We start from the raw sequence: 24,231 nt of genomic DNA, 5'->3' as shown, positions 1-24,231 counted from the left end.
TGGATGAATATCAGGGAGTCACTGGAAGCATTGGAAGAATCGTACATGAGCCCCTATGCGTCCCTTAGCAGCAGGACCAGGGGACGGGACAAGCCGGAGCAGCTGTGCGATATGCGGCCTGAGTACCAGCGGGACAGGGACCGCATCCTTCACTCCAAGGCATTTAGACGGCTGAAGCACAAGACACAGGTGTTTCTGGCGCCTGAGGGGGACCATTACAGGACCAGGCTCACCCATACCCTGGAGGTATCCCAGATAGCCCGCACCATAGCCAAGACCCTGCGGCTCAATGAGAGCCTGACAGAGGCCATTGCGCTGGGCCATGATCTGGGGCACACGCCCTTCGGCCATTCCGGCGAATACATACTGAATAAGATATGCGAGGACGGATTCACCCACTATGAGCAGAGCGTGCGCATTGTGGAAGTGCTGGAAAAGGACGGGAGAGGATTGAACCTGACCTGGGAGGTGCGGGACGGCATACGCAACCACAGGACCTCCGGTCATCCCTCCACCCTGGAGGGCGCCATTGTCCGTCTGTCAGATAAGATAGCCTATATCAACCACGATATAGACGACGCCATCCGGGCCAGGATGTTCACGGAGCATGAGCTGCCCAGGGGTTATACCGATGTGCTGGGCCACAGTGTCCGGGAACGCCTCAACAACATGATTCACGACATCATACTAAACAGCATGGACAAACCTGCCATTACCATGTCGGAGGGGATGGAGGAGGCCATGCAGGGCCTGCGCAAATGGATGTTTGATAATGTATACAAGAACGATATACCCAAGGCGGAGGAGGGAAAGGCCCAGAACATGATTACCCAGCTCTATGAGTATTATATGGGGCATGTGGATAAGCTGCCGGTGGAGTATGTGCTTCTTATGGTCAACAAGGGGGAGAAGAAGTCCCGGGTGGTGTGCGACTACATTGCCGGCATGAGCGATATCTATGCCATTGACCAGTTTGAGGAATTATTCGTTCCAAAGCGGTGGAACGTGTACTGACAATCCGGCTGTATATAGACAGCCGGCATTAAAAGATACAGAAGGGAGATTATTGCATGTACTATCCCGATGAAGTCATAGAAGAAGTGAGAATGAAGAATGACATCGTGGACGTGATTTCAGGATATGTGAAACTGCAGAAAAAGGGGGCCAACTATTTCGGCCTGTGCCCCTTCCACAATGAGAAATCCCCGTCCTTTTCCGTATCGCCGGGGAAGCAGATGTATTATTGCTTTGGCTGCGGGGCAGGGGGTAACGTCATCACCTTTCTGATGGAATATGAAAATTATACCTTCCAGGAGGCCCTTTCATCCCTGGCTGACAGGGCCGGCGTGAACCTGCCGAAAATGGAGTACAGCCGCGAGGCCAGGGAGCAGGCGGATCTGAGGGCCAGGCTTCTGGAAGTGAACAAGCTGGCGGCCAACTATTTCTATTATCAGATGAAGCAGCCCCAGGGCAAGGCAGCCTATGATTATTTCCATCTTAAGAGGGGGCTGGCGGATGAGACCATCGTCCATTTCGGACTGGGGTATTCCAATAAGACCAGTGATGATTTGTACCGCTACCTGAAGGGAAAGGGGTATGAGGACAGCTTTCTTAAGGATACAGGCCTGGTGACGCTGGAGGAACGGGGCGGAAGGGACAAGTTCTGGAACCGCGTCATGTTCCCCATCATGGATGTGAACAACCGTGTCATTGGTTTCGGCGGCCGTGTTATGGGGGACGGGGAGCCGAAATACCTGAATTCCCCGGAAACAAAACTTTTTGACAAGAGCCGCAATCTCTACGGCCTGAATTATGCCAGGCTTTCCAGGGAAGGATATCTACTGATTTGTGAAGGGTACCTGGACGTCATATCCCTGCACCAGGCAGGTTTTACCAACGCAGTGGCGTCCTTAGGCACTGCCTTTACCAGCCAGCACGCCAATGTGCTGAAACGGTACACGGATCAGGTAATCCTTACCTATGACAGCGACGGGGCCGGGGTGAAGGCAGCGCTGAGGGCCATTCCCATTTTAAAGGAAGTGGGTATGTCCATCAAGGTACTGAACATGAAGCCCTATAAGGACCCGGACGAGTTCATCAAGAACATGGGGGCAGAGGCTTTCCGGCAGCGGATCAAGGAAGCCAAAAACAGCTTTCTCTTTGAAGTGGATGTACTGCGGCGGGGATATGAGATGGATGATCCGGAGCAGAAGACCAGGTTCTACCAGGAGACGGCCAGGAAGCTTCTCCAGTTTGGAGAGGCCCTGGAGCGTGAGAATTACCTCCAGGCAGTGGCCAGGGAGCAGATGATTCCGGCCGAGGAGCTGAGAGGCCTGGTAAACCGCATGGGCATGTCCATGGGGCTTAAGGCAGGTGAAAGCCTGAACCATTCCGGCCGTGTGGTGCCCCAGGAGACACAGGAGGAGGAATCTGGCGGCAGCGGACTTTCCGGCAGCCGTAAACCCAGGCGGCCGGATAAGGAGGATGGAATCCGCCGTTCCCAGAGACTGCTTCTCACCTGGCTCATAGAGACCCCGGCCCTGTTTGAGAAGATAGAGGGCATCATAACAGCAGATGATTTTGTGGAGAATTTGTATCATCAGGTGGCGCAGATGGTATTTGACGGACACAGGGAGGGTAATTTAAACCCAGCAGCCATACTCAGCCGGTTTATCAATGATGAGGACCAGTACAAGGAGGTGGCGGCCCTGTTTAACGCCAGTTTAAAGGAATCCCTGAACAATGAAGAACAAAAGAAGGCATTTTCGGAGACTGTGATGAAGGTCAGAAAGAACAGCCTGGATGTGGCCAGCCGCAATGCAAAGGATATAACCCAGTTACAGGAGATTATCAGGCAGCAGGCAGCCTTAAAGCAGCTGCACATCTCCCTGGATTGACAGCATTTCATAGGAAGGATGGACCAAGTTATGGAAGGGACGGACGTGTTTGAGGAGAAACTGGCAGGACTTCTGGAGGAAGCCAAGAAAAAGAAAAATGTATTGGAATACCAGGAGGTCATGAACTATTTCGGTCAGGAGCCCCCTGTCTCCAACCAGTTGGACAGGCTGTTTGAGTTCCTGGACCAGAATAAGGTGGATGTCATCCGCATGGGAACAGAGGATGAGCTGGACCCGGACCTTTTCATCGAGGAGGAAATGGAACTGGATGAAGAGGAAGAAATTGATGTGGAACACCTGGACCTGTCGGTTCCCGAAGGCGTCAGCCTGGAGGACCCTGTGCGCATGTATCTGAAGGAGATTGGAAAGATTCCTCTCCTGGGCATGGAGGACGAGGTGGAGCTGGCCAAGAAGATGGAGCTGGGCGACCCGGAAGCCAGGAAACGGCTGGCAGAGTCCAACCTGCGCCTGGTGGTCAGCATTGCCAAGCGGTATGTGGGCAGGGGGATGCAGTTTTTAGACCTGATCCAGGAAGGAAACCTGGGGCTTATCAAGGCAGTGGAGAAATTTGATTATACCAAGGGGTATAAGTTCAGCACCTATGCCACATGGTGGATCCGCCAGGCCATTACCAGGGCTATTGCGGACCAGGCCAGGACCATACGGATTCCGGTCCATATGGTGGAAACCATCAACCGCCTGGTGCGCACCTCCCGCCAGCTTTTGCAGGAGTTGGGCAGGGAGCCAACCACGGAGGAGATTGCAGCCAGGCTGGACCTGCCGGTGGAGCGGGTATCTGAAATCATGAAGATGTCCCAGGAGCCGGTGTCCCTGGAGACCCCCATCGGGGAAGAGGAGGACAGCCACCTGGGAGACTTCATACAGGACGACAATGTGCTGGTGCCCCAGGACGCGGCAGCCTTTACCCTTCTTCATGAACAGCTGATGGAAGTGCTGCTGACCCTGACAGAGCGGGAACAAAAGGTGCTGCGCCTGCGGTTCGGCCTGGACGACGGACGTCCCAGGACCCTGGAGGAAGTGGGAAAGCAGTTTAATGTGACAAGGGAGAGGATACGCCAGATTGAGGCAAAGGCCCTGCGCAAGCTGCGCCATCCCAGCAGAAGTAAAAAGTTAAAGGATTATCTGGATGAATAGTGACAAGTTAGAGACAAGAGATAAAAGAAAACAGGCGGGGACCATAAAACTGTCAGCCCGCCTTTTGACCGTAGCCGGTTTTGTAAGGCAGGGAAGCCGTATTGCCGATGTGGGTACGGACCACGGTTATATACCCGTATACCTGGCCCAGACAGGGCGTATTGCCTCTGCCCTGGCCATGGACGTAAGATCCGGCCCCCTGGAGAGGGCTCAGGCCCATGTAAGGGAATATGAGGAGCGGGAGAGGGCGCGCAGGCAGGATGTTTGGGCGGTTCCCATTCATTTAAGGCTCAGTGACGGTTTAAAGGAGCTTAAACCGGGTGAGGCGGACACGGTTATCATTGCAGGCATGGGCGGTGAGCTGATTATAAAAATCCTGGATGAGGGCCGCCATGTGTGGGACAGCGTAAAACAGTTTGTCCTGTCGCCGCAGTCGGACTTGGATAAGGTAAGGCGTTATCTGGCCGCCCATGGTTTTGCCATTGAGGATGAAGCCATGGTAAAGGACGAGGGAAAATATTATACGGTGATGAGCGTGAAAAGGGGCTTCATGGAGTATGAGAGCCAGGCCCATTACCTTTACGGAAAGATTCTGATTGATAAAAAGGATGTGATCCTGAGGGAATATCTGGGCAGGGAGATGCTCAGAATTGAGAAAATCCTGGTTAGCCTTCAGGAGAAAGATGGGATTACCGACACAGAGACCAGGGCAGAGGCCAGAATAAGCAGGCAGAAGGAACTGTCCTGGATTAAGGAGGCACAAGATGAAATGCAGTGAGATTATGGACGTATGCAGGAAACTGGCGCCGGAGGACTGCGCCTGTGACTGGGATAATCCCGGCCTTCTGGCGGGCAGAAGCGACAAGGAAGTAAAAAAGATATACATTGCCCTGGATGCCACGGACAAGGTGGTGGAGGCTGCACAGGCTTTGGGGGCGGATATGCTTTTGACCCACCATCCCCTGATATTCAAGGCCATCAAGAAGGTAAATGACCAGAACTTCATTACCAGAAGGCTGGTGAAACTGATACAGGCAGACATTTCCTATTATGCCATGCACACCAACTTTGATGCCGCCCCGGGCTGTATGGCTGATTTGGCCGCAGAACGGCTGGGCCTGGCTGGCTGCGTTCCTCTGGAGGCACTGGGGGAGATGAGCGGCCCGGAGGGTGCTGTTTCCTACGGCATCGGCAAAAGCGGATTCTTAAAGGAGGAAATGACTGTAAGGGAGCTGGCGGTCCGTGTAAAGGATGTATTCGGCCTTCCCTTTGCCCTTGTATACGGGGACGAACTTATGGATCAGAAGGTTTCCCGTATATCCGTATGCCCAGGAGCAGGGGGAAGCGAAATAGAGGGAGCTCTGGCCTGGGGGGCCCAGGTCCTTGTGACAGGGGATATCAGCCACCATCAGGGGATAGACGCGGCAGCCAGGGGCATGGCCATCATCGACGGAGGCCACTATGGCCTGGAGCATATCTTCATCCCCTATATGGCTGAGTTTCTCAGGAAGAATCTGGGAAGCCAGGTTGAGCTGGAGCAGGCGCCGCCCCAGTGGCCAGCCATGATTGTGTGACAGGAAAACCGGTTTCAGTAAAATGAGGGAGGTAAGTGGAATGGCACTGGTTAAGATACACGGCATCACAAAGGAATACCCTGAGGGCACCACATGGATGGAGGTGGCCCGTGAGCACCAGAAGGAGTATGAATATGACATTCTGTTGGTACGGGTAAATGGAAAGCTCCAGGAGCTGCATAAACAGGTAAAGGACTGCGAGCTGTCCTTTGTCACGGCAAAGGATAAGCCGGGAATGTCCGCCTATCAGAGGAGTGCGTCCCTTATGATGCTGAAGGCATTCTACAGCGTGGCGGGAGCCGGCAATGTGGAAAAGCTGATGATTGATTTTTCCATCGGCCGGGGATTCTTTGTGGAGGCCAGGGGTAATTTTGTCCTGAACCAGGAATTCCTGGACGCGGTAAAGGCTAAGATGAGGGAGTATGTGGAGCGGAAGATTCCCATTATGAAGCGCAGCGTATCCACGGACGATGCCATCGAGCTCTTTGAGAAGCTGGGGATGTATGACAAGGCCAGGCTGTTCCGGTACCGCATGGTGTCCAGGGTCAACATTTACAGCATTGACGGCTTTGAGGACTATTATTACGGGTATATGGTGCAGAATACAGGCTACATCAAGCATTTTGACCTGATTCCCTACCACTACGGGTTTGTGATGGTGATGCCTGACAGGAAAACGCCGGACGTCCTCCACCGGTTTACGCCCAGCGATAAGCTGTTCGCCACCCTGTCTGAATCCACGGAGTGGGGAAGGCGGATGGATCTGGAGACAGTGGGCGCCCTGAATGACAGGATTGCAAAGGGGGATATGTCCCACCTGATTTTGATACAGGAAGCCCTTCAGGAAAAGAAGATTGCTGAGATAGCGGCTCAGATAGCAGCCAGGAAGAACGCCCGCTTTGTCATGATCGCGGGTCCGTCCTCATCGGGCAAGACCACATTTTCCCATCGTCTGTCGGTCCAGCTGGAGGCCATCGGTTTAAAGCCCCATCCCATTGCAGTGGACAATTATTTTGTAAACCGTGTGGACAGCCCCAGGGATGAACACGGCAATTACAATTATGAGATTCTGGAATGCCTGGATGTGGAGCTGTTTAACCGTGACATGACAGGCCTTTTGGAGGGAAAGCAGGTGGAGCTTCCCTATTATAACTTTAAAAAGGGAGTCAGGGAGTACAAGGGGAATTTTCTCCAGCTGGGAGAGGGGGATATCCTGGTCATAGAGGGGATCCACTGTCTGAACGACAGGCTTTCCTACACCCTTCCGGCAGACAGCAAATTTAAAATTTACATCAGCGCCCTGACCCAGCTCAACATCGACGAGCACAACCGCATTCCCACCACGGACGGGCGGCTTCTGAGAAGAATGGTGCGGGATGCCAGGACAAGAGGCTCCTCGGCCCGGGAGACCATCCGCATGTGGCCTTCTGTGCGCAGGGGTGAGGAGGAGAATATCTTCCCCTTCCAGGAGGAGGCGGACGCCATGTTCAATTCTGCCCTGGTCTATGAGCTGGCAGTGCTGAAGCAGTACGCCCAGCCCCTGCTCTTTGCCATTCCAAAGGACAGTGAGGAGTGGCTGGAGGCCAAACGGCTCCTTAAATTCCTGGACTACTTTATCGGCGTCAGCAGCGAGGATATTCCAAAAAATTCCATTCTCAGGGAGTTTATCGGCGGGAGCTGCCTGAACGTGTGATGTCCGCGGACAAGCACTGAGATAAGACAGACCGTTTCCTTACAATCACGGTACAGGAGACGGTCTTTTTTTGCGCCTGTTTTGTGCTTATTTTAGTTTTAAGTCTGTGAGGGAAAGATTTTAAAAGAAAAAGGAATGAGAGTGAATGTACAAAACACCTGTCCCAACGATATAATAAGGGCATTAAAGACGAGGAAACATAAATCCGGCGGCCCGGCCGCGGGGAATAAGAATTCAGGAGGGGAAGTAATGAAGAAGGTACTGGCATTACTGGTAAGCTGCACATTGGCCTTATCCCTGGCAGGATGCAGCAGCCAGACGGACAGCGGTCAGACAGCAGAGGGCAGCGGTAAGAAAGTCCGCATCATGATTGGCTATGAAAACAATCCGGGGGAACCCATTGACCTGGCCTGCCATGAATGGAAGAGACTGGTGGAGGAGAAAAGCGGAGGCACCATGAGAGTGGACCTGTATCCTTCCAGCCAGCTGGGAAGCAAGGACAATATCATCGACCAGGCTGTGAACGGGGACTGCGTGGTCACCCTGGCCAACGGCCCTTTTTTCCAGGACAGGGGAATCCAGGACTTTGGCGTTCTCTTTGCCCCGTATCTGTTTGAGGGATGGGAGGACCTGGAAAAGGTGGTGGACAGCGATTGGTTTGAGGGCAAGGCAGAGGAGCTGGAACAGAATGTGGGACTGAAGATACTGACCACATGGAGATACGGAATCCGCCACACCATCACTAAAAAGCCGGTGAATGGGGTCAGCGACTTAAAGGGCAAAAAAATCCGTGTTCCCAACCAGACCATACTGATTAAAGTGTTTGAGTCCCTGGGAGCAACGCCCACACCGATGGCTATGAGCGATATCTACACGGCCCTGCAGCAGGGAACCATAGACGGGGCAGAGAACCCTCTCCCGGTTATCTTAAACGGCGCATACCAGGAGGTGGCCAAAAACCTGGTGCTGGATGCCCATACATATGATATGACCTGCTGGATTATGGGGGCGGATTACTTCCATACACTGACAGAGGAGCAGCAGAATATTCTGATGGAGTGCGGAGATCAGGCCGGCGTATTCAACAGCCAGCAGCTGGAAAAGGCGGATGAGGAAGCGCTGGAAGCTTTAAAGGATGCGGGTGTGACGGTAAGCGAACTGACGCCGGAAGATTTCAAGGCGGCAGGCCAGGCATTTTACGAGGATCCGCAGATTAAGGCCATGTGGTCCGAGGGACTTATTGAAGAGATGAAGACCATCATCGGCAGACAGGATTAAGGTACCGGGAAAGGGGTAAATATTTATGAAATCAGATAACAAGATTGGGAATCTGCTCCGCAACGCGGATGTGCTGGCAGCCTGCGGGGCCCTGGTGCTTCTGGTGGGAGTCACATTCTTCGGGGTCATCATGCGCTATTGCCTGGGAGATCCCTTTGTATGGCAGGAGGAAGTGCAGCTGGCCCTTATCATATGGGTGGTATTTCTGGGGGGCAGGTATGCATTTGTGTGCGGGAACCATGCGGCTATCGACGTGATTGTTGAGATGTTCCCGGAAAAGCTTCAGAAAATACTGAGCGTGCTGATTGCAGCTGCGGCAGTCATCATCCTCTGCTATGTGGGATATCAGGGAGTCCGGTATATCATGCAGATGGTGCGCTACGACCGTGTGACAAACATTCTTAAGATTCCCTACAGCCTTATCTACGCGCCGCTGCCCATAGGATGTCTTACCATGGCGGTACAGGTATGTCTGAATACATACAGGGATTTAACAGGAAAAGGGGAGGAAGTGTAAATAATGGAGACAAGTATTATTTTGATATCGACGGTGGTTCTTCTGGTGCTGCTGTTCCTGAAGGTTCCGGTGTTCATCTCCATTCTTTCCGGTTCCATGGCATATTTTTACCTGACAGGAGGTCCCTTTACAAAGATATTGGGCCAGAGAGTTCTGGCAGGCGTAGAGAGCATACCTCTGCTGGCGATTCCGTTTTTTATCTGTGCAGGCGTGTTTATGAATTATTCAGGCGTAACCAAGCGGGTTATGGGATTCTGTAATGTGATGACCGGGCGCATGACCGGCGGCCTGGCCCAGGTAAATGTGCTGTTGTCCACTCTGATGGGCGGTCTGTCGGGAAGCAATCTGGCTGACGCTGCCATGGAGGCAAAAATGCTGGTGCCTGAGATGGAGCGCCACGGCTATTCCAAGCAGTTCTCCACTGTGGTCACAGCCATGTCATCCATGATTACACCCCTGATACCTCCGGGGATTGCCATGATTCTTTACGGCTCCATTGCCAATATTTCCATCGGAAAGCTGTTTATAGCAGGCATCGGACCGGGCGTGCTTCTGTGCGTTGCCATGATGATACTGGTGCACTTTATCTCCAAAAAAAGAGGATATAAGCCCATGCGCACAGAGCGTCTGACCATGAAACAGGCTGCTCCTGAGATTGCCAGCGCCTTCCTTCCTCTGTGCCTTCCTGTCATCATCATCGGCGGTATCCGTTTGGGAATCTTTACCCCCACGGAGGCAGGGGCGGTGGCCATTGTCTATTCCCTGGTGCTGGGCATAGTATATAAGGAACTGAAGCTTAAGGACATCGGCACGGGTCTTAAGGAGACCGTGGCTACCACGGCATCCATCATGCTGATTGTTGGCGGCGCCTCTGCCTTTGCCTGGATTCTGACCAGGGAGCAGATTCCACAGCAGTTTACGGCGCTGGTGCTGGGAACCATCCACAATAAATACCTGTTCCTCTTTGTCATTATCCTGTTCCTCATTGTGGTGGGCATGTTCATTGAGGGAAATGCAGCCCTTATTGTTCTGGTTCCCCTTCTGGCTCCGGTGGCTGAGGCTTACGGCATCGACCCCATCCACTTTGCCATGGTATATATATTCACAATGGCCTGCGGCGGCGTGACGCCTCCCATGGGTGCCCTGATATTTGTCACCTGCGGCATCACCAGGTGTAAGATAAAGGCGTTTATCAAGGAATCCATTCCGTTCTATGTCATGCTGTTTATCTGTATGCTGCTGATGGCTTATGTTCCGTTGTTCTCCACCGGACTGGTGAACCTGTTCTATTAAAAGCAAGAGAATATGCAAAAGGAAGGCTGCCGGAGGGGTTATTCTCCGGCAGCCCTCCTTTTATCTTGTCTGTCTATTTGCGTGCTTTTCTGGTATAATAGGATTCAAAATAGGATTCAATTGAGACAGGGGCATTGACATATGAGAAAGAAAATCATTGCGGTATGCCTTGCAGTGATGCTTGCATGCCTTTTATGGCTGGTAAAGGACAGATGGTCCCTTCCGGCCGCACAGGAGACAGAGCATGAGGGACTGAGAGTGGGGTTATCCCAGGCGGAACCTCTGACGCCCTGGAAAACAGCTCAGATTAAGAGCTTTAAGGAGGCGGCCAGAAGAAGAGGGGCGCAGCTGATTTACCATGCGCCAGAGGAGGAGAGCCTGGAGTGGCAGATTGAGGATATATATGGTCTTCTGGATGCGGATATTGATTATCTTATCCTGATTCCCAGCGCCAGAAACGGCTATGACCAGGTACTTCTGGAGGCCAGGCAGAGGGGAGTGCCGGTGATACTGGCAGAACAGGATGTGGAGATGGAGCCGGAGTATGACCGGGAGGATTACATACTGGGCTATGTTGCCTCGGACTATTATGCGGAGGGAGAGCTGTGTGCGGACATCCTTGCCCGTCATTTCGGCATTGAGCCCTGCCATACCATGGTGATACAGGGGGAAAAGTCCTCGGCCATGGATTGGGAGCGGTACATGGGATTCATGCACGGCGTAAGGGAGCACTCCAACCTATATGTTTCCAAGCGTGTGGAGAGCAGCGGAAACCGGCTCACGGCCCAGAAGGTGACAGAGTCCGTGATTGCGGACCAGGATATTGATTTTAACGCGGTATTTGCCCAAAGCGACGAGGATGGGCTGGGGGTCCTCCAGGCCCTTAAGCTGGCGGGTATGGAACCGGGTGAGGATGTGGTTATTGTGTCCATAGGCGGCATACAGGATGTGTTTAAGGCCATCATTGCCCGGGAGTATCTGGCCACGGTAAAGAGCAGTCCGGAATACGGGGATGCGGTATTTGATATCATAAACAGGCACCAGAGGGGGGAAAACCCGGACCGGCAGACCATGGTGAAACATCGGGAATATACCATGGATAACGCGGAGGAGTTGTTTGAAGATGCATATTAAGGAAATCATGAAGGCGTATCTGAATAAGCGGACATGCTTTAAGGCCTGCCGGAACCTGGGTGCGCGCCTTATGCTAAAGGAAAAGATGATTCTTTCCTTTGCTGCCGCATCAACCGGCATTGTGGTGCTGACCGGCGCCCTCCACTATTATATGACCGCATCCAGAATCCTTGAGGAAGCGGAGGCCACCACCGTCCAGATGGTGGGCAATGCATGCCAGGATATCAATGAACTGTTTCTCCAGACCTTTCAGGTATGTTCCGCCATGAATGACAATATCAGCATGCAGAAGCTCATAAGACGTCAGTTTAGCTCCATAAAGGAGATGTATTCCCATGATTTGGAGGGAAGCATGGAGATGATGGTGCTTCCCTCCTATAACCGGGACATCTTTGGTGTATATGTGCTGGGGGATAATGGGGGGCGCTATAAGAGCAATTCCTCATCCTTTCTGGTGTCGGATCCCAGGGACACGGACTGGTACCGAATCATCCACGCCACGGGACAGGCCCAATGGTTTCCGCCCCATGAGAATTCCTATGTGGTCAGCACCCCCTATACCTCTTATGTATCCATGGGAATTCCTTTTATTGATAAGGCCACGGGCCGGACCAAGGGGGTGGTCCTGGCGGATATTGATTCCGATAAGCTGTCTGACATTGCGGCCAGGGCGGTCAGCGGCGCAGGGGACGTGTTTCTGATGGATGAACGGAACCGGATCATGAATCTGACAGCGGGAGAAGGACCATGGAAGGACAGGGATGGGGTTGAGAAGGCGCGCCGCATGGTAGAGGAAAATTTAAGTGAAATACCGGAATACGGCGTATCCCATGTGCTAAAGGACAAAGGACAGCTGGTGGTCTACCAGACCCTGAATCAGACGGACTGGAAAATCGTGGGCGTCATACCCAAGGCATCCATTACCCGGTCCGTGGAGTATATCAAGGTGCTCATGATTATGCTCCTGGCGCTGGCCGTGGTCATATCCATGATACTGTCCGAAATAGTGGCTGACTCCGTTACCAGGCCCTTATTTACTCTGGTAAAGGCAATGGAGCAGGTCTGCGCCGGCAATCTGGAAACATCGGTTGAAACAGAGCGCGGGGACGAAATAGGGGTGCTGTATGATTCCTTCAACCATATGACAGGAGAGATGAGAAACCTGATTGACACCATATACCGGGAACAGGAGAAGTTGCGGAGGGAGGAATTAAAAGCCCTGCAGGCCCAGATTAATCCCCATTTCCTGTACAATACCCTGGACTCCATCATCTGGTCGCTGAGAATGCGTCAGGTGGAGGAGAGCATAGAGATGCTGACAGCCCTGACAGACTTTTTCAAGATAAGTCTCAGCAAGGGACGGGATATCATCACCATAGAGGAAGAGGTAAAGCACATCAAAAGCTATCTGAGCATCCAGCACCGGCGTTACCAGGAGAAATTTGACTATGACATCCATGTGGATCCGTCCATTTTATCATGCAGGACGCCCAAACTCATATTACAGCCGGTGGTGGAGAATGCCATCTATCACGGAATCAAGCCCATGGAGGAGAAGGGATATATTTATATCCATATCTTTCCCCAGGAAGGCGATGTCATTCTGCAGGTGCAGGATACAGGCATGGGGATGGATGAGGACACATGCAGGCGCTTAAACAGGGAGCTGGATACCATATCCTCGGACCAGCAGGGCACCGGTTACGGGGTGCGCAATGTAAACGACAAGATAAAAATTGTATATGGCAGCAGGTATGGGGTGACCATAGAGTCCGCCATGGGTGAGGGGACCGTGGTGACCCTGCGGATAGGAAAAAAGGGGGAGGCATCCGATGAGAGCGATTATCTGTGATGACGATGAGATAATTTTAAAGGGGCTGTGCAGCGTCATTGACTGGGCATCCCTGGGCATAGAGCTGGTGGGAACAGCCGGAAACGGAAAGGAAGGCCTGGCGCTCTTAAAGGAACAGCGGCCGGAGCTTCTCATGACAGACATCCGTATGCCCCATGTGGATGGACTGCAGCTCATAGAGGAGGGAAAGAAGCTGAATCCGGGGCTTATGGCCATTGTGTTCAGCGGTTATGATGATTTTGAATATGCCAGAAGGGCCCTTAAGCTGGGGGTTCAGGATTATCTCACCAAACCCATTAACATGGATGAGCTGACCTATCTGGCTTCAGACTGCGTCAGGCGGTTCGACGAGGCCAGAAAGGACTCCTTTGAGGACAGGGAGGATTTGCTGCGCAAGCTTCTCATGTATGAGGTAAACGACAGCGGCCTGATAACGGAGATGGAGCATGACTACTGTATGGTCCTTATCTTTGAATCCGCTGACAGCGGCCGGCTCATGGCGGAAGCCGCCGGCCATATGAGGGAACAGGGGGCCTATGTGCTGGTGCAGAGGGAGGACCTCTGTGAGATTGCAGTCATTGCGCCCACCAGGATGACAGTGGAAATGCGCGCAAGCCTTTTTTTAAGCCATACCAGGCAGTTGTTCTCAGAACAGGGGATGAGCCTGACCTGCGCGCAGAGCAATGTGCAGTGGGGCATCCGGCTGCTGGACCAGTGTTACCAGGAGGCACATGAGGCCCTTAAATTAAAATACATCAGAGGCGACAACCAGAATCTGCGTTTCCAGGATATCAAGGGGGATGAAAAGGAGAGCGATCCGTCTCCCATACTGGATATCGACCTTATCACCCCGGTGAAAAGCGGCAATGTCCAGCTTCTCAAAAAGCGCATGGGAGAGCTGGAGAAGCTGCTTAAGCAGGCTGGGATGGATTCTTATATCTATATGCAGTTCATGGTCGGCAGCCTTTACAGCACGGTCCTTAAGGAGCTGGGAGATGCGGGAATATGCGCGGATCTGGTGTTTGAGAATCCGGTGGAAGAATATAAGAAGCTGATTGGATGCGAGACCATTGGAAAGGCCATCGGCGTGCTGGGGGAAAACCTGAAGCGTATCTGCGAGTATGTGGGCAGCCAGAAATCCGGCGTTTATTCCAGGCCGGTGGTGAAGGCACTTGCCTATATGGAGGAAAATTACAGCAGCCCTGACCTGTCCATGGAGGACACGGCTGTTGCCGCGGGACTCAGCAGTGCCAGGTTCAGCACATCCTTTAAGAGTGAGACCGGGGTGACCTTTACCGATTATCTTCTGAAGCTGCGCATGGAAAAGGCGAAGGATCTGATGCGCGATCCCAACCGTAAGATTTACGAGATTGCCATGATGACCGGTTACAGCAACATTCCTTATTTCAGTACTGCCTTTAAGAAATACACAGGCTGTCCGCCGTCGGAATACAGGGAAAAGCAGCATGGTTTGCAGGGAAAGGTGTAGGGAAAAGCAACATGGTTTCTCTGGACAAACCCATGATTCTGTGATAGACTAATACACGTTGTGAGTAGGACAGGTGGCCGCTGCCGCGATACCGCAAGGCCGCGGGAGAGGAAAGTCCGGGCTTCACAGGGCAGGGTGCCAGATAACGTCTGGCGGAGGCGACTCCAGGGACAGTGCAACAGAAATGTACCGCCTTTTTGGCTGCGGCCTTAAAGGTAAGGGTGGAAGGGCAGTGTAAGAGACTACCGCCCGTCTGGTAACAGGCGGGGCACATGTAAACCCCACTCGAAGCAAGACCGAACAGGAAGCATATGGCTGCCCGTCAGCTTCCGGGTAGGTTGCTTGAGGCTGCCGGCGACGGCAGTCCTAGATAGATGGCCATTCAACGACATAACCCGGCTTATCGTCCTGCTCACATACATTTTTTGATATGATATAAGGAAAGAGAAGATTATGGGATGAATCCTGTAATCTTTTTTGCGTTTCGGGTGCCCATGGGCCGGACTGTACCGGAAAGCGGCGTAGGCAGTTTCCGGGAGAAATAGTATTCGGAAAAACACTTAAATTGATAGTTAATTGACAAACAATATTGATAATTTTCTGATTATATTGACATTCCTCTCAGCAGGCTTTATGATTAAGGTGAAACATATTAAGAATGATTTTTGAAAAGGGGGTATTTACATGGCACAGACGGATCCTTTGCTGTTACTGGATAATGGTACGCTGGCCTATATCATCGGTAATGGGGATTACCGTTTTACGAACATCAAATTTGAGGAAGCCAGGGCAATCATCGACATGAAAGGAGAAGCAGATGTGGTGCGGGTGTACGCCAATCCTGATTTGGAGCACAGCATGTATGAATATCTGGGAATCCAACAGGGCAATTTTCAGTACGCGCCGGTAAGGTCCATGAAGATTGGGCAGGATGCCATCGCCTTTAAGCTCTACATAACCCCTACGGGAACACAGCCCATCGTGCTGGGAGACGACGGACAGCAGGCCAAAAAAATCAAGAATATGTACATATACTGCCAGCATGTGGTGCGCCTCAAATAGAGGATGGGCAGTCTGGACCACAGCGGCAGGGCCGCTGCGCAGGAGGAGACGAATCCTGATTGCGCGGCGGCTTTTTTTGATCTCTGACCATCAGAACGTGATAAAAAATACAAAAACATTCAGAAAATAATCATAAGTTTTTAAGAAATGGACGGTATAATAGACACAGCTTAAACAGAGAACAGGCAGGGAAAGGGGGCGAAAGAGATGAAACAGAAAAAGATGAACTGGAAGGAGATGTCCATTGGGCTCTGCCTGGTGGCTTTGCTGGCCTGGTTCACATTCCATGTGCTTTTGGGCAGCCATTCCGCCCAGACCCTGGGCAGTACCTTTATGAGGGCGGATATCAGGTTTGTAGCCATAGGGTTTGCCTGCATGTTTCTGTTCGTCAACTGCGAGGCGGCCAATATCAGGCTTTTGATGGGGACCTTTGGCAAAAAGGTACCCTACTGGCGCTCTCTTTCCTATGCGTTCACGGATTTTTATTTCAGCGCCATCACTCCTTCCGCCACGGGAGGGCAGCCCATGCAGCTTTATTATATGGTCAGGGACGGCTTTGGGGCAGCCCACAGTTCATTTTCCCTTCTGGCCACAGCCGCGGTGTATCAGATGACGGTGCTGGTTTACGGGTGCGTTATGGTGGGCGCCAATCTGTCCTTTGTCATGGGGCAGGGCAGAATCATACGGCTGCTCCTGGTATTCGGAGTACTGGTAAATGGATTCTGTTCCGGCCTTATCCTGTTAATCATCTTCCATGGTCTTTTGGCGGAGAAAATAATGCTGTGCATTGCAGGCGGACTGAGCAGGGCCGGAATCATAAAAAACAGGAAACGCGCCATCCGGAAGGTGGAGGGACTGATTAATGAGTACAGCAGGGGAGGAGCCTATCTGAGGCAGTATCCCCTGGCGGCGGTGAGAATCTTCATCCATAGTGCTGTTCAGCTGACTGCTCTCTATCTGGTTCCTTACTGGGCCTGCCGTGCCCTGGGCATATCCGCATCGGCAAAAGATTTCCTGGCCCTTCAGGCCATTTTGAGTCTGGCAGTCACCGCAGTACCCCTTCCCGGTTCCGTGGGAGCCTCAGAGGGAAGCTTTCTCGTGCTGTACCGCACCCTTTTAGGGGCAGGCCAGAGCTTTTCCGTGATGCTTTTAAGCAGGGGAATCAGCTTTTACGCAATGCTTTGCATAAGCGGGCTGGCAACCGCCTTCCTGCAGTTTGCGAGAAGGGGAAAACCCGCCTCCCCGGTGTGAACGTGAGGACAATAGAGGTATAGAGCAAAAAAGGGGATTGCCTAATCAGGCAGTCCCCTTGTGCTGTTTCAGTTTACTTTACTTCATCCAGCTTAAATCCAAAGTATTTCACAGAGTTATTGTAGCAGATACCCTTTACGATTTCCTCCAGTGCCTTCATATCGGCCGGATACTCGCCGTTCTCTACCCAGCCGCCAATCAGATTGCAGAGGATGCGGCGGAAGTACTCATGTCTGGTGTAGGACAGAAAGCTTCTGGAGTCTGTCAGCATGCCGATGAAGTTGCCCAGGCATCCTAAGTTGGCCAGGGATGTCATCTGCTCAGTCATGCCGGTCTTGTGGTCGTTGAACCACCATGCGGAGCCCTGCTGGATCTTACCGGGGAACTTCTCCTGGAAACAGCCGATGATGGTTCCGATGGAAGCATTATCATTTGGATTCAGGGAGTACAGGATGGTCTTTGGAATCTCGTTATTGGTGCTCAGGGCATTTAAAAAGTCAGCCATCTGCGCGCTTGGAGCATAGTTATTGATGCAGTCAAATCCGGTATCGGCACCCAGCTTCTCGAACATGTAGCCGTTGTTGTCCCTCTTGCAGCCGTAGTGAATCTGCATAATCCATCCCATGGCATTATACTCCCGGGCCACAAACAGCATGAAGGCTGTCTTGAACTTCAGCTCCTCTTCCTTGGATACCGCCTCGCCCTTTAAGCCCTTGGCAAGTATGGCATCTACCTCGGAGTCAGCAGCAGGCGCATACATTACATACTCCAGGGCATGGTCGGATACACAGCATCCCATGGATGCGAAGAATGCCATACGCTTTTTGAGCGCTTCCTTTAAGGATGCAAAATCCGTAATCTGTACACCGCTGACCTGGGAAAGCTGAGCCATATAAGCGCCGAAGGTTGGCTTTTCAACGTTCATGGCCTTGTCCGGTCTCCATGCCGGAAGTACCTGTACATCAAAGGTGTCGTCCTCTGCAATCTTCTTATGCCATTCCAGGGAGTCTACCGGGTCGTCGGTGGTGCAGATCAGTGTCACGCCTGACTGTTTAATCAGGTTGCGGACCGTCATGGAGTCCTCCTGGAGCCTCATATTACACAGGTTCCATACCTCCTCGGCGGTATCGCCGTTTAAATAGCCCTGGTATCCGAAGTACTTCCTCAGCTCCAGGTGGCTCCAGTGGTACAGCGGGTTGCCGATGAGCTTTGGCATGGTCTCTGCCCAGGCCTGGAACTTCTCCCTGTCCGTGCTGTCGCCGGTCACATACTTCTCGTCCACGCCGTTGGAACGCATCTGGCGCCACTTGTAATGGTCGCCGCCCAGCCATACCTGTGTGATGGTGTCAAACTTGCGGTCCTCATAGATTTCCTGAGGATTGATGTGGCAGTGATAGTCAAGTATCGGCATATTCTCTGCAAAATCATGATACAGCGTCTTGGCCATATCAGTTGATAATAAGAAATCCTTGTCCATAAATTGTTTCATGTGTGATATTCCTCCTTAAGAATTAAAAATTTGTGGTTTTCCTTTTTATTAAATCAGAAGCGATTGTGGTCCTGCTGGGCACATTCACGCCGCTGAAAACCCCCATTAGAGTGTTGATCGTGGTGGTGCAGAGCGCTTCCACCTTACTGTCAATGGATGTAATCTCCGGGTCCGTACACCGGGCCAGCAGGGAATTGTTATAGCCGATGATGCTCAGATCGCGGGGAATGGAGATATCCGCTATATGGGCATACTTCACAGCTCCCACGGCCAGTGAGTCGTCGGAGGTGATGACAGCGTCAAATTCCAATCCTTCCCTGTGAAGGGACAGCAGCAGCTCCCTGGCAGCCTCTATGTCCTTGGGACACTGGCGGATGAGTTCGTCGGATGGCGTGATGCCCTTTGCCTTGAGGGCGTCTTTGTATCCTTCCAGCTTATTGACCCCGCTGTAGGAATAGCTGGTGTATACATACAGGATGCGCCTGCGTCCGGAGGAGAGCAGCTGGCTGGCGGCGCCGTACACCGCCGCGTGATCGTCGCAGACAGTGCTGTATATATTCTCGCCTTCCAGGAAGCCGTTGACCAGCATGATGGGAAGGTCGGAAGCAGCCTCGATGATATAGGCATTATCCTTGGCACGCATCTCCACGAACTTGGAACCGGCCAGTATGATGGCATCCACCCGTTTGGAACGAAGCAAATCAAAATACTTCTGTTTGGCGTCCAGGTCATAGCCGGTGCAGCAGAGAATGGCGTCATAGCCGTGGGCGCGCAGTCCCCGCTCCAGATAGTAGATGGCGCCTGCCAGATACGGATCGGACGAATCGGAACACATGATTCCGATGGTTTTCATGGTATTTAACCCCAGGCCTCTGGCGAACACATTAGGAGTATAACCCAACTCGTCCATAACTTTCAAGACCTTTTCTCTGGTCTTTTCACTGACATTGGGATTTCCGTTAAGTACCCTGGATACGGTGGCGATGGACACCCCCGCATGTTCAGAAACATCATATATATTCATAAACTAACCTCACATTCTGTAAGCGCTTACAAGCTAAGTATATTATACATATTCCCAGTAAGTAATGCAATACTTTTCTATTTTTTTATTGACTTCTGACCTGATAATGAGTAGAATAATTGTAAGCACTTACAAAAATAAGTCATGAAACAGCAAACAAGGAACAGGCACACAAAATCAAAGAAAACAAGATGATAGGAGAATGAATGGCCATGCAGGATATTGTAAAAATTCATGAAAATGACAATGTGGCGGTTGCGCTGCGTCCCCTTGCAAAGGGTGAGACCCTGGATGTGGCAGGCGTAAAGGTCAGCCTTTTAGAGGACATACCCCAGGGACACAAGTTTGCCTTAAGGTTCATAAAAGCCGCAGAGGAAGTGGTGAAATACGGCTTCAGGATTGGATATGCAAAGGAGGACATAGAGGCGGGGGCGTGGGTCCATGTGCACAATGTGAGGACTGCCCTGGGCGATGTGCTTACCTATGACTATGTTCCCCAGGAAAACGATGTGGCCCCTACAGAGCATGTGTATTTTGAGGGATACCGCAGGCCGGACGGCAAGGCGGGAATCCGCAACGAGATATGGATTATCCCCACGGTAGGCTGTGTCAACTCCATTGCCAAGGCCCTTGAGAACCAGGCAAAGTCACTGGCTGTTGGAAATGTGGAGGACGTGATTGCATTTCCCCACCCTTACGGATGTTCCCAGATGGGTGATGACCAGGAGAATACCAGAAAGGTGCTGGCAGATATGATCCGCCACCCCAATGCGGGAGGTGTTCTGGTGCTGGGACTGGGGTGTGAGAACAGCAACATTCCCGTGCTCATGGACTATATCGGAGCGTACGACGAGGATCGCGTGAAGTTCCTTCAGTGCCAGGATGTGGAGGATGAGATGGAGACTGCCATGGGGCTTCTTAAGGAGCTGGCAGCTTACGCAGGCGCATTTTCCAGGGAGAAGATAGATGCCGCCGAGCTGGTCATCGGCATGAAGTGCGGCGGATCTGACGGACTGTCCGGCATCACGGCCAATCCGGTGGTGGGCGCGTTTTCCGATCTGCTGGTGAGCAAGGGCGGAACCACCATCCTTACGGAAGTGCCTGAAATGTTCGGGGCAGAGACACTTCTCATGAACCGCTGCGCCTCTCCGGAGCTGTTTGACAAGACCGTGGACCTGATCAATCATTTCAAGAACTATTTTACCAGCCACAACCAGACCATCTACGAGAACCCGTCCCCAGGCAATAAAAAGGGCGGCATTTCCACCCTGGAGGACAAGTCCTTAGGGTGTACCCAGAAATCGGGAAGCGCTCTTGTAAGGGGTGTGCTGGAATACGGCGAACCGGTGAAGGTGAAGGGTCTGAACCTGTTAAGCGCTCCCGGCAATGACCTGGTGGCCTCCACGGCCCTGGCTGTATCCGGCGCCCATATGGTGCTCTTTACAACGGGAAGAGGAACCCCGTTTGCCTCCCCGGTCCCAACGGTCAAGATATCCAGCAACTCCAGGCTGGCAGGCCATAAGGACAACTGGATAGACTTTAACGCAGGCCGCATGGTGGAGGACATGACAAAGGAAGAACTGGCAAAGGAGCTGCTGAATTACGTCCTGGCTGTTGCATCCGGCAGGAAGGTCAAGTCAGAGGAAGCAGGATTCCATGATATGGCTATCTTTAAACAGGGAGTGACCCTGTAGAAAAAACGGTTTTTATGGCAGTATTATTTATGGCAGTATTAATTGTAATTTCTTCTTGCATCTCCTGGCGGACTGAGGTATACTGAATAACAGATATCGTATATACGGATAAAAGATGTATATACGAATAATTGAGCGGGAGGTGTCCATGAAACTAAACAGAACCACGCTGCGCACCGTAGAAATATTAAAGCTGGTGTCAAAAAAAACGGACGGCATTACCCTGGATGAGATATGTGCAAAGCTGGACATGCCTAAGACCAGCGCTTACGATATCGTGACCACACTGGTGCAGACCGGTATGATTCATGTGGCAAGGGAACAGAAGCAGAGATATACCATCGGCCTGACAGCCTACCGGATTGGAATTAACTATACAAATAATCTGGACTTTATAAGCACCATTGACCCGGTGCTCAAGGCCTTTTCCAGGGAGGTGGGGAAAACCGTGTTCTTCGGGATACGCTCAGATGATTCCATTGTGTATATCTGCAAGTTTGAACCAGAGAATCCCATCATCACCACGGCCACTGTGGGAACAAAAAATCCCATTTACTGCACATCCCTCGGCAAGGCAATCATGGCCTACACGGAGGATGAGGACCGGGACGGCGTATTATCACGTATCAGCTTTAAGAAGCACACGGATAGAACCATCTGCACCAGGGAAGAATTTGAGAGGGAACTTAAATCGGTGCGTGAAAAGGGATATGCCTTTGACGCCAGGGAGCTGGAAGAGCACATGGAATGCGTAGGAGCTCCCGTATTTGGGCAGGATGGTAATGTGATGGGAGCCATCAGCGTCTCCAGCCTGTATAAACCCACCGAGGATTATGACGCCCTGGGACGCCTGGTAAGCGATAAGGGAGCCCAGCTGTCACGGCTGTTGGGTTACATCGGGTATGCATAGGAAAATAAACTTATATTTTTACCTGTTTTGCTGTTGACAAATCATGTGACAGCGATTAGAATTTAGGTATACAAATCGTAATTGTGAAAGGGATTCGCATATGCGAATTTAAAGAGAAGGAGAATGAAGATGAAGAAAGAACAAGTTTTAGCAAGAATGAAAGAAGACTGTCTGGTTGCTGTTGTTCGCGCAAAGAACTATGAGCAGGGTGAGAAGGTAGTTGACGCCATTATTGCAGGCGGCATCAATTTCATCGAGCTTACCATGACCATGGATGACGGAGATCCGGTTGGCTTCATCAAACTGATGGCTGAGAAGTATAAAGGCAATGACAAGATTGTAATTGGCGCGGGTACCGTACTGGATCCTGAGACCGCAAGGGCCTGCATCCTGGCCGGAGCTAACTACATCGTAAGCCCGGGCCTGAACGTGGACACCATCCGTCTGTGCAACCGTTACAGAGTGCCCATGCTGCCAGGCGTTATGACTCCATCCGAGGCCATTACCGCTATGGAAGCCGGCTGTGATATCATTAAGATTTTCCCAGGCAACATCGTGGGACCAGCAGCCATCAGCTCCTTCAAGGGCCCCCTTCCACAGGGCGAGTTCATGCCGTCCGGCGGCGTAGACGTGGATAATGTTGACAAGTGGATCAAGGCCGGCGCTTACGCAGTGGGAACAGGAAGCAGCCTGACAAAGGGCGCCAAGACAGGCGACTTCGCAGCCGTTACAGCTAAGGCTCAGGAGTTCGTGGCAGCTGTTGCAGCGGCAAGGGCATAGATGATACCTTACAGTAAGCATCATTCCAAATATAATTAAAAAGAGATTATAAGAAGAGATTAAAGGAGAATCATACAATGGCAAAGATTGTTACCATGGGCGAAATCATGTTAAGATTATCTACCCCAAACAATGAGAAGTTCATCCAGGCAGACGAGTTTGACATCAATTACGGCGGCGGCGAGGCAAATGTGGCAGTTTCCCTTGCAAACTACGGCCATGAAGCTGAATTCATTACTGCAGTTCCGGCTAATCCCATTGGCGAGTGCGCAGTGGCTGCACTGAGAAAGTATAATGTAGGTACAAAGCACATTGCCAGAAGCGGCGAGAGACTGGGCATCTACTTCCTGGAGACAGGCTCTGCCATGAGAGCTTCCAACGTGGTCTATGACCGTGCCCACAGCTCCATCTCCACTGCAACTGCGGATCAGTTCAACTTTGACGAGATTTTTGCAGATGCTGACTGGTTCCACTTTACCGGAATCACACCAGCTGTCAGCGATGCGGCCATCGAGCTCACCGAGGCAGCGTTAAAGGCAGCCAAGGCACACAACGTTACAGTGTCCGTTGACTTAAACTTCCGTAAGAAACTGTGGTCCTCTGAGAAGGCTCAGAAGGTCATGACCAACCTGATGCAGTACGTTGATGTCTGCATCGGCAATGAAGAAGATGCAGAGAAGGTTCTGGGCTTTAAGCCGGGCAACACCGATGTTACCTCCGGCGAGCTGGAACTGGCAGGATACGTTGACATCTTCAACCAGATGGCTGATAAGTTCGGCTTCAAGTATATCATCAGCTCCCTGCGCGAGAGCCACAGCGCTTCCGATAACGGCTGGTCTGCCTGCATCATGGATGGAAAGACACGTGAGTTCTACCACTCCAGAAAGTACCACATCACACCTATCGTTGACCGTGTAGGCGGCGGCGATTCCTTTGCAGCAGGCCTGATCTGCGGTCTGGTGGATGGCAAGGATATGAAGGCGGCCCTGGAGTATGCAGTAGCTGCATCCGCATTAAAGCACACCATTCCAGGCGACTTCAACCTGGTAACCAGGGCTGATGTTGAGAATCTGGCCGGCGGCGACGGTTCAGGCCGTGTTCAGAGATAAATCAGGATATTGACAATCAGACAATCAGAG

General features: G+C 51.9%; 20 protein-coding genes and 1 other RNA gene. 19 read left to right on the top strand and 2 right to left on the bottom strand.

The genetic code is table 11. The features are described 5' to 3' along the window. Window positions 1-3 precede the first annotated feature (3 nt). The 15 genes from LI015_RS04965 to LI015_RS04895 all read left to right on the top strand — a co-directional run bounded on the left by LI015_RS04965 (window position 4) and on the right by LI015_RS04895 (window position 17,195). Complete coding sequence (locus tag LI015_RS04965; protein WP_002564705.1) at window positions 4-1,014, top strand: deoxyguanosinetriphosphate triphosphohydrolase; 1,011 nt, start codon at window positions 4-6, stop codon at window positions 1,012-1,014. A gap of 56 nt (window positions 1,015-1,070) precedes the next feature. Beyond that, on the top strand, window positions 1,071-2,897 hold the full coding sequence (dnaG, locus tag LI015_RS04960) for a DNA primase (RefSeq protein WP_117626226.1): 1,827 nt from the start codon (window positions 1,071-1,073) through the stop codon (window positions 2,895-2,897). A gap of 30 nt (window positions 2,898-2,927) precedes the next feature. Further along, window positions 2,928-4,052 carry an RNA polymerase sigma factor RpoD gene (gene rpoD, locus LI015_RS04955; RefSeq protein WP_002564703.1) on the top strand — a complete coding sequence of 375 codons (1,125 nt, stop codon included), beginning with the start codon at window positions 2,928-2,930 and terminating at the stop codon, window positions 4,050-4,052. Next, window positions 4,045-4,830 carry a tRNA (adenine(22)-N(1))-methyltransferase gene (locus LI015_RS04950; RefSeq protein ID WP_227124256.1) on the top strand — a complete coding sequence of 262 codons (786 nt, stop codon included), beginning with the start codon at window positions 4,045-4,047 and terminating at the stop codon, window positions 4,828-4,830. The genes rpoD and LI015_RS04950 overlap by 8 nt, the downstream gene beginning before the upstream one ends. Then, window positions 4,817-5,626 carry a Nif3-like dinuclear metal center hexameric protein gene (locus LI015_RS04945; protein WP_002572515.1) on the top strand — a complete coding sequence of 270 codons (810 nt, stop codon included), beginning with the start codon at window positions 4,817-4,819 and terminating at the stop codon, window positions 5,624-5,626. The genes LI015_RS04950 and LI015_RS04945 overlap by 14 nt, the downstream gene beginning before the upstream one ends. 40 nt (window positions 5,627-5,666) lie before the next feature. Beyond that, window positions 5,667-7,319, top strand: a complete 1,653-nt coding sequence (locus LI015_RS04940; RefSeq protein WP_002564700.1) for a nucleoside kinase — start codon at window positions 5,667-5,669, stop codon at window positions 7,317-7,319. Window positions 7,320-7,568: 249 nt separating this feature from the next. Then, the gene (gene dctP / locus LI015_RS04935; protein ID WP_002564699.1) at window positions 7,569-8,597 is read left to right on the top strand and encodes a TRAP transporter substrate-binding protein DctP; all 1,029 of its coding nucleotides are present in this window, start codon (window positions 7,569-7,571) and stop codon (window positions 8,595-8,597) included. A 25-nt stretch (window positions 8,598-8,622) separates the two neighbouring features. After that, window positions 8,623-9,114 (top strand): TRAP transporter small permease, encoded by a 492-nt coding sequence (locus LI015_RS04930; protein ID WP_002564698.1) that lies wholly within the window; start codon window positions 8,623-8,625, stop codon window positions 9,112-9,114. A gap of 3 nt (window positions 9,115-9,117) precedes the next feature. Then, a complete protein-coding gene (locus tag LI015_RS04925) occupies window positions 9,118-10,407 on the top strand; it encodes a TRAP transporter large permease (RefSeq protein ID WP_002572513.1) in 1,290 nt (429 codons plus the stop codon). Window positions 10,408-10,548: 141 nt separating this feature from the next. Next, on the top strand, window positions 10,549-11,541 hold the full coding sequence (locus LI015_RS04920) for an ABC transporter substrate-binding protein (RefSeq protein ID WP_002572512.1): 993 nt from the start codon (window positions 10,549-10,551) through the stop codon (window positions 11,539-11,541). Next, entirely contained in the window at window positions 11,531-13,393 is a 1,863-nt protein-coding gene (locus LI015_RS04915; RefSeq protein WP_227124293.1) for a cache domain-containing sensor histidine kinase, read from the top strand. The genes LI015_RS04920 and LI015_RS04915 overlap by 11 nt, the downstream gene beginning before the upstream one ends. Beyond that, window positions 13,374-14,882, top strand: a complete 1,509-nt coding sequence (locus tag LI015_RS04910; protein WP_002572510.1) for a response regulator transcription factor — start codon at window positions 13,374-13,376, stop codon at window positions 14,880-14,882. The genes LI015_RS04915 and LI015_RS04910 overlap by 20 nt, the downstream gene beginning before the upstream one ends. A 61-nt stretch (window positions 14,883-14,943) precedes the next feature. Continuing rightward, window positions 14,944-15,301: RNase P RNA component class A (gene rnpB, locus LI015_RS04905), an RNA gene on the top strand. A 265-nt stretch (window positions 15,302-15,566) separates the two neighbouring features. After that, complete coding sequence (locus LI015_RS04900; protein ID WP_002572509.1) at window positions 15,567-15,944, top strand: hypothetical protein; 378 nt, start codon at window positions 15,567-15,569, stop codon at window positions 15,942-15,944. 207 nt (window positions 15,945-16,151) lie between these two features. Then, window positions 16,152-17,195 (top strand): lysylphosphatidylglycerol synthase transmembrane domain-containing protein, encoded by a 1,044-nt coding sequence (locus tag LI015_RS04895; protein ID WP_227124255.1) that lies wholly within the window; start codon window positions 16,152-16,154, stop codon window positions 17,193-17,195. A 73-nt stretch (window positions 17,196-17,268) separates the two neighbouring features. Here the strand turns inward: LI015_RS04895 and uxaC are convergent, their stop codons facing one another. Together uxaC and LI015_RS04885 are read right to left on the bottom strand one after the other, a co-directional pair. Further along, on the bottom strand, window positions 17,269-18,684 hold the full coding sequence (uxaC, locus tag LI015_RS04890; protein ID WP_002564691.1) for a glucuronate isomerase: 1,416 nt from the start codon (window positions 18,682-18,684) through the stop codon (window positions 17,269-17,271). Between the two features lie 22 nt (window positions 18,685-18,706). Further along, window positions 18,707-19,708, bottom strand: coding sequence for a LacI family DNA-binding transcriptional regulator (locus LI015_RS04885; protein ID WP_002564690.1), 1,002 nt, complete (start codon window positions 19,706-19,708; stop codon window positions 18,707-18,709). Window positions 19,709-19,914: 206 nt separating this feature from the next. On the opposite strand from LI015_RS04885, the gene LI015_RS04880 reads away from it, so the two are divergent. The 4 genes from LI015_RS04880 to LI015_RS04865 all read left to right on the top strand — a co-directional run bounded on the left by LI015_RS04880 (window position 19,915) and on the right by LI015_RS04865 (window position 24,201). Further along, window positions 19,915-21,402 (top strand): UxaA family hydrolase, encoded by a 1,488-nt coding sequence (locus tag LI015_RS04880; protein WP_002564689.1) that lies wholly within the window; start codon window positions 19,915-19,917, stop codon window positions 21,400-21,402. Between the two features lie 148 nt (window positions 21,403-21,550). Beyond that, the gene (locus tag LI015_RS04875) at window positions 21,551-22,312 is read left to right on the top strand and encodes an IclR family transcriptional regulator (RefSeq protein WP_227124254.1); all 762 of its coding nucleotides are present in this window, start codon (window positions 21,551-21,553) and stop codon (window positions 22,310-22,312) included. 129 nt (window positions 22,313-22,441) lie between these two features. Then, window positions 22,442-23,092 carry a bifunctional 2-keto-4-hydroxyglutarate aldolase/2-keto-3-deoxy-6-phosphogluconate aldolase gene (locus LI015_RS04870; RefSeq protein WP_002564687.1) on the top strand — a complete coding sequence of 217 codons (651 nt, stop codon included), beginning with the start codon at window positions 22,442-22,444 and terminating at the stop codon, window positions 23,090-23,092. 77 nt (window positions 23,093-23,169) lie between these two features. Then, window positions 23,170-24,201: a sugar kinase gene (locus LI015_RS04865; RefSeq protein ID WP_002564686.1), complete on the top strand. Its 1,032-nt coding sequence runs from the start codon at window positions 23,170-23,172 to the stop codon at window positions 24,199-24,201. Window positions 24,202-24,231: the final 30 nt, after the last annotated feature.

Origin of the sequence: Enterocloster sp. 210928-DFI.2.20, from assembly GCF_020554465.1 — a bacterium.
GTDB classification, from domain to species: domain Bacteria; phylum Bacillota; class Clostridia; order Lachnospirales; family Lachnospiraceae; genus Enterocloster; species Enterocloster bolteae.
Note: the sequence above shows the minus strand (reverse complement) of the source record. Positions and strands in the feature narration are given on the sequence as shown.

Coding starts and splice junctions, on each gene's coding strand:
- LI015_RS04965 (WP_002564705.1), top strand. CDS start 4: ATGAATATCAGGGAGTCACTGGAAGCATTGGAAGAATCGTACATGAGC.
- uxaC (WP_002564691.1), bottom strand. CDS start 18,684: ATGAAACAATTTATGGACAAGGATTTCTTATTATCAACTGATATGGCC.
- rpoD (WP_002564703.1), top strand. CDS start 2,928: ATGGAAGGGACGGACGTGTTTGAGGAGAAACTGGCAGGACTTCTGGAG.
- LI015_RS04880 (WP_002564689.1), top strand. CDS start 19,915: ATGGCCATGCAGGATATTGTAAAAATTCATGAAAATGACAATGTGGCG.
- LI015_RS04885 (WP_002564690.1), bottom strand. CDS start 19,708: ATGAATATATATGATGTTTCTGAACATGCGGGGGTGTCCATCGCCACC.
- LI015_RS04900 (WP_002572509.1), top strand. CDS start 15,567: ATGGCACAGACGGATCCTTTGCTGTTACTGGATAATGGTACGCTGGCC.
- LI015_RS04875 (WP_227124254.1), top strand. CDS start 21,551: ATGAAACTAAACAGAACCACGCTGCGCACCGTAGAAATATTAAAGCTG.
- LI015_RS04895 (WP_227124255.1), top strand. CDS start 16,152: ATGAAACAGAAAAAGATGAACTGGAAGGAGATGTCCATTGGGCTCTGC.
- LI015_RS04920 (WP_002572512.1), top strand. CDS start 10,549: ATGAGAAAGAAAATCATTGCGGTATGCCTTGCAGTGATGCTTGCATGC.
- dctP (WP_002564699.1), top strand. CDS start 7,569: ATGAAGAAGGTACTGGCATTACTGGTAAGCTGCACATTGGCCTTATCC.
- LI015_RS04950 (WP_227124256.1), top strand. CDS start 4,045: ATGAATAGTGACAAGTTAGAGACAAGAGATAAAAGAAAACAGGCGGGG.
- LI015_RS04925 (WP_002572513.1), top strand. CDS start 9,118: ATGGAGACAAGTATTATTTTGATATCGACGGTGGTTCTTCTGGTGCTG.
- LI015_RS04915 (WP_227124293.1), top strand. CDS start 11,531: ATGCATATTAAGGAAATCATGAAGGCGTATCTGAATAAGCGGACATGC.
- LI015_RS04930 (WP_002564698.1), top strand. CDS start 8,623: ATGAAATCAGATAACAAGATTGGGAATCTGCTCCGCAACGCGGATGTG.
- LI015_RS04910 (WP_002572510.1), top strand. CDS start 13,374: ATGAGAGCGATTATCTGTGATGACGATGAGATAATTTTAAAGGGGCTG.
- LI015_RS04865 (WP_002564686.1), top strand. CDS start 23,170: ATGGCAAAGATTGTTACCATGGGCGAAATCATGTTAAGATTATCTACC.
- dnaG (WP_117626226.1), top strand. CDS start 1,071: ATGTACTATCCCGATGAAGTCATAGAAGAAGTGAGAATGAAGAATGAC.
- LI015_RS04870 (WP_002564687.1), top strand. CDS start 22,442: ATGAAGAAAGAACAAGTTTTAGCAAGAATGAAAGAAGACTGTCTGGTT.
- LI015_RS04945 (WP_002572515.1), top strand. CDS start 4,817: ATGAAATGCAGTGAGATTATGGACGTATGCAGGAAACTGGCGCCGGAG.
- LI015_RS04940 (WP_002564700.1), top strand. CDS start 5,667: ATGGCACTGGTTAAGATACACGGCATCACAAAGGAATACCCTGAGGGC.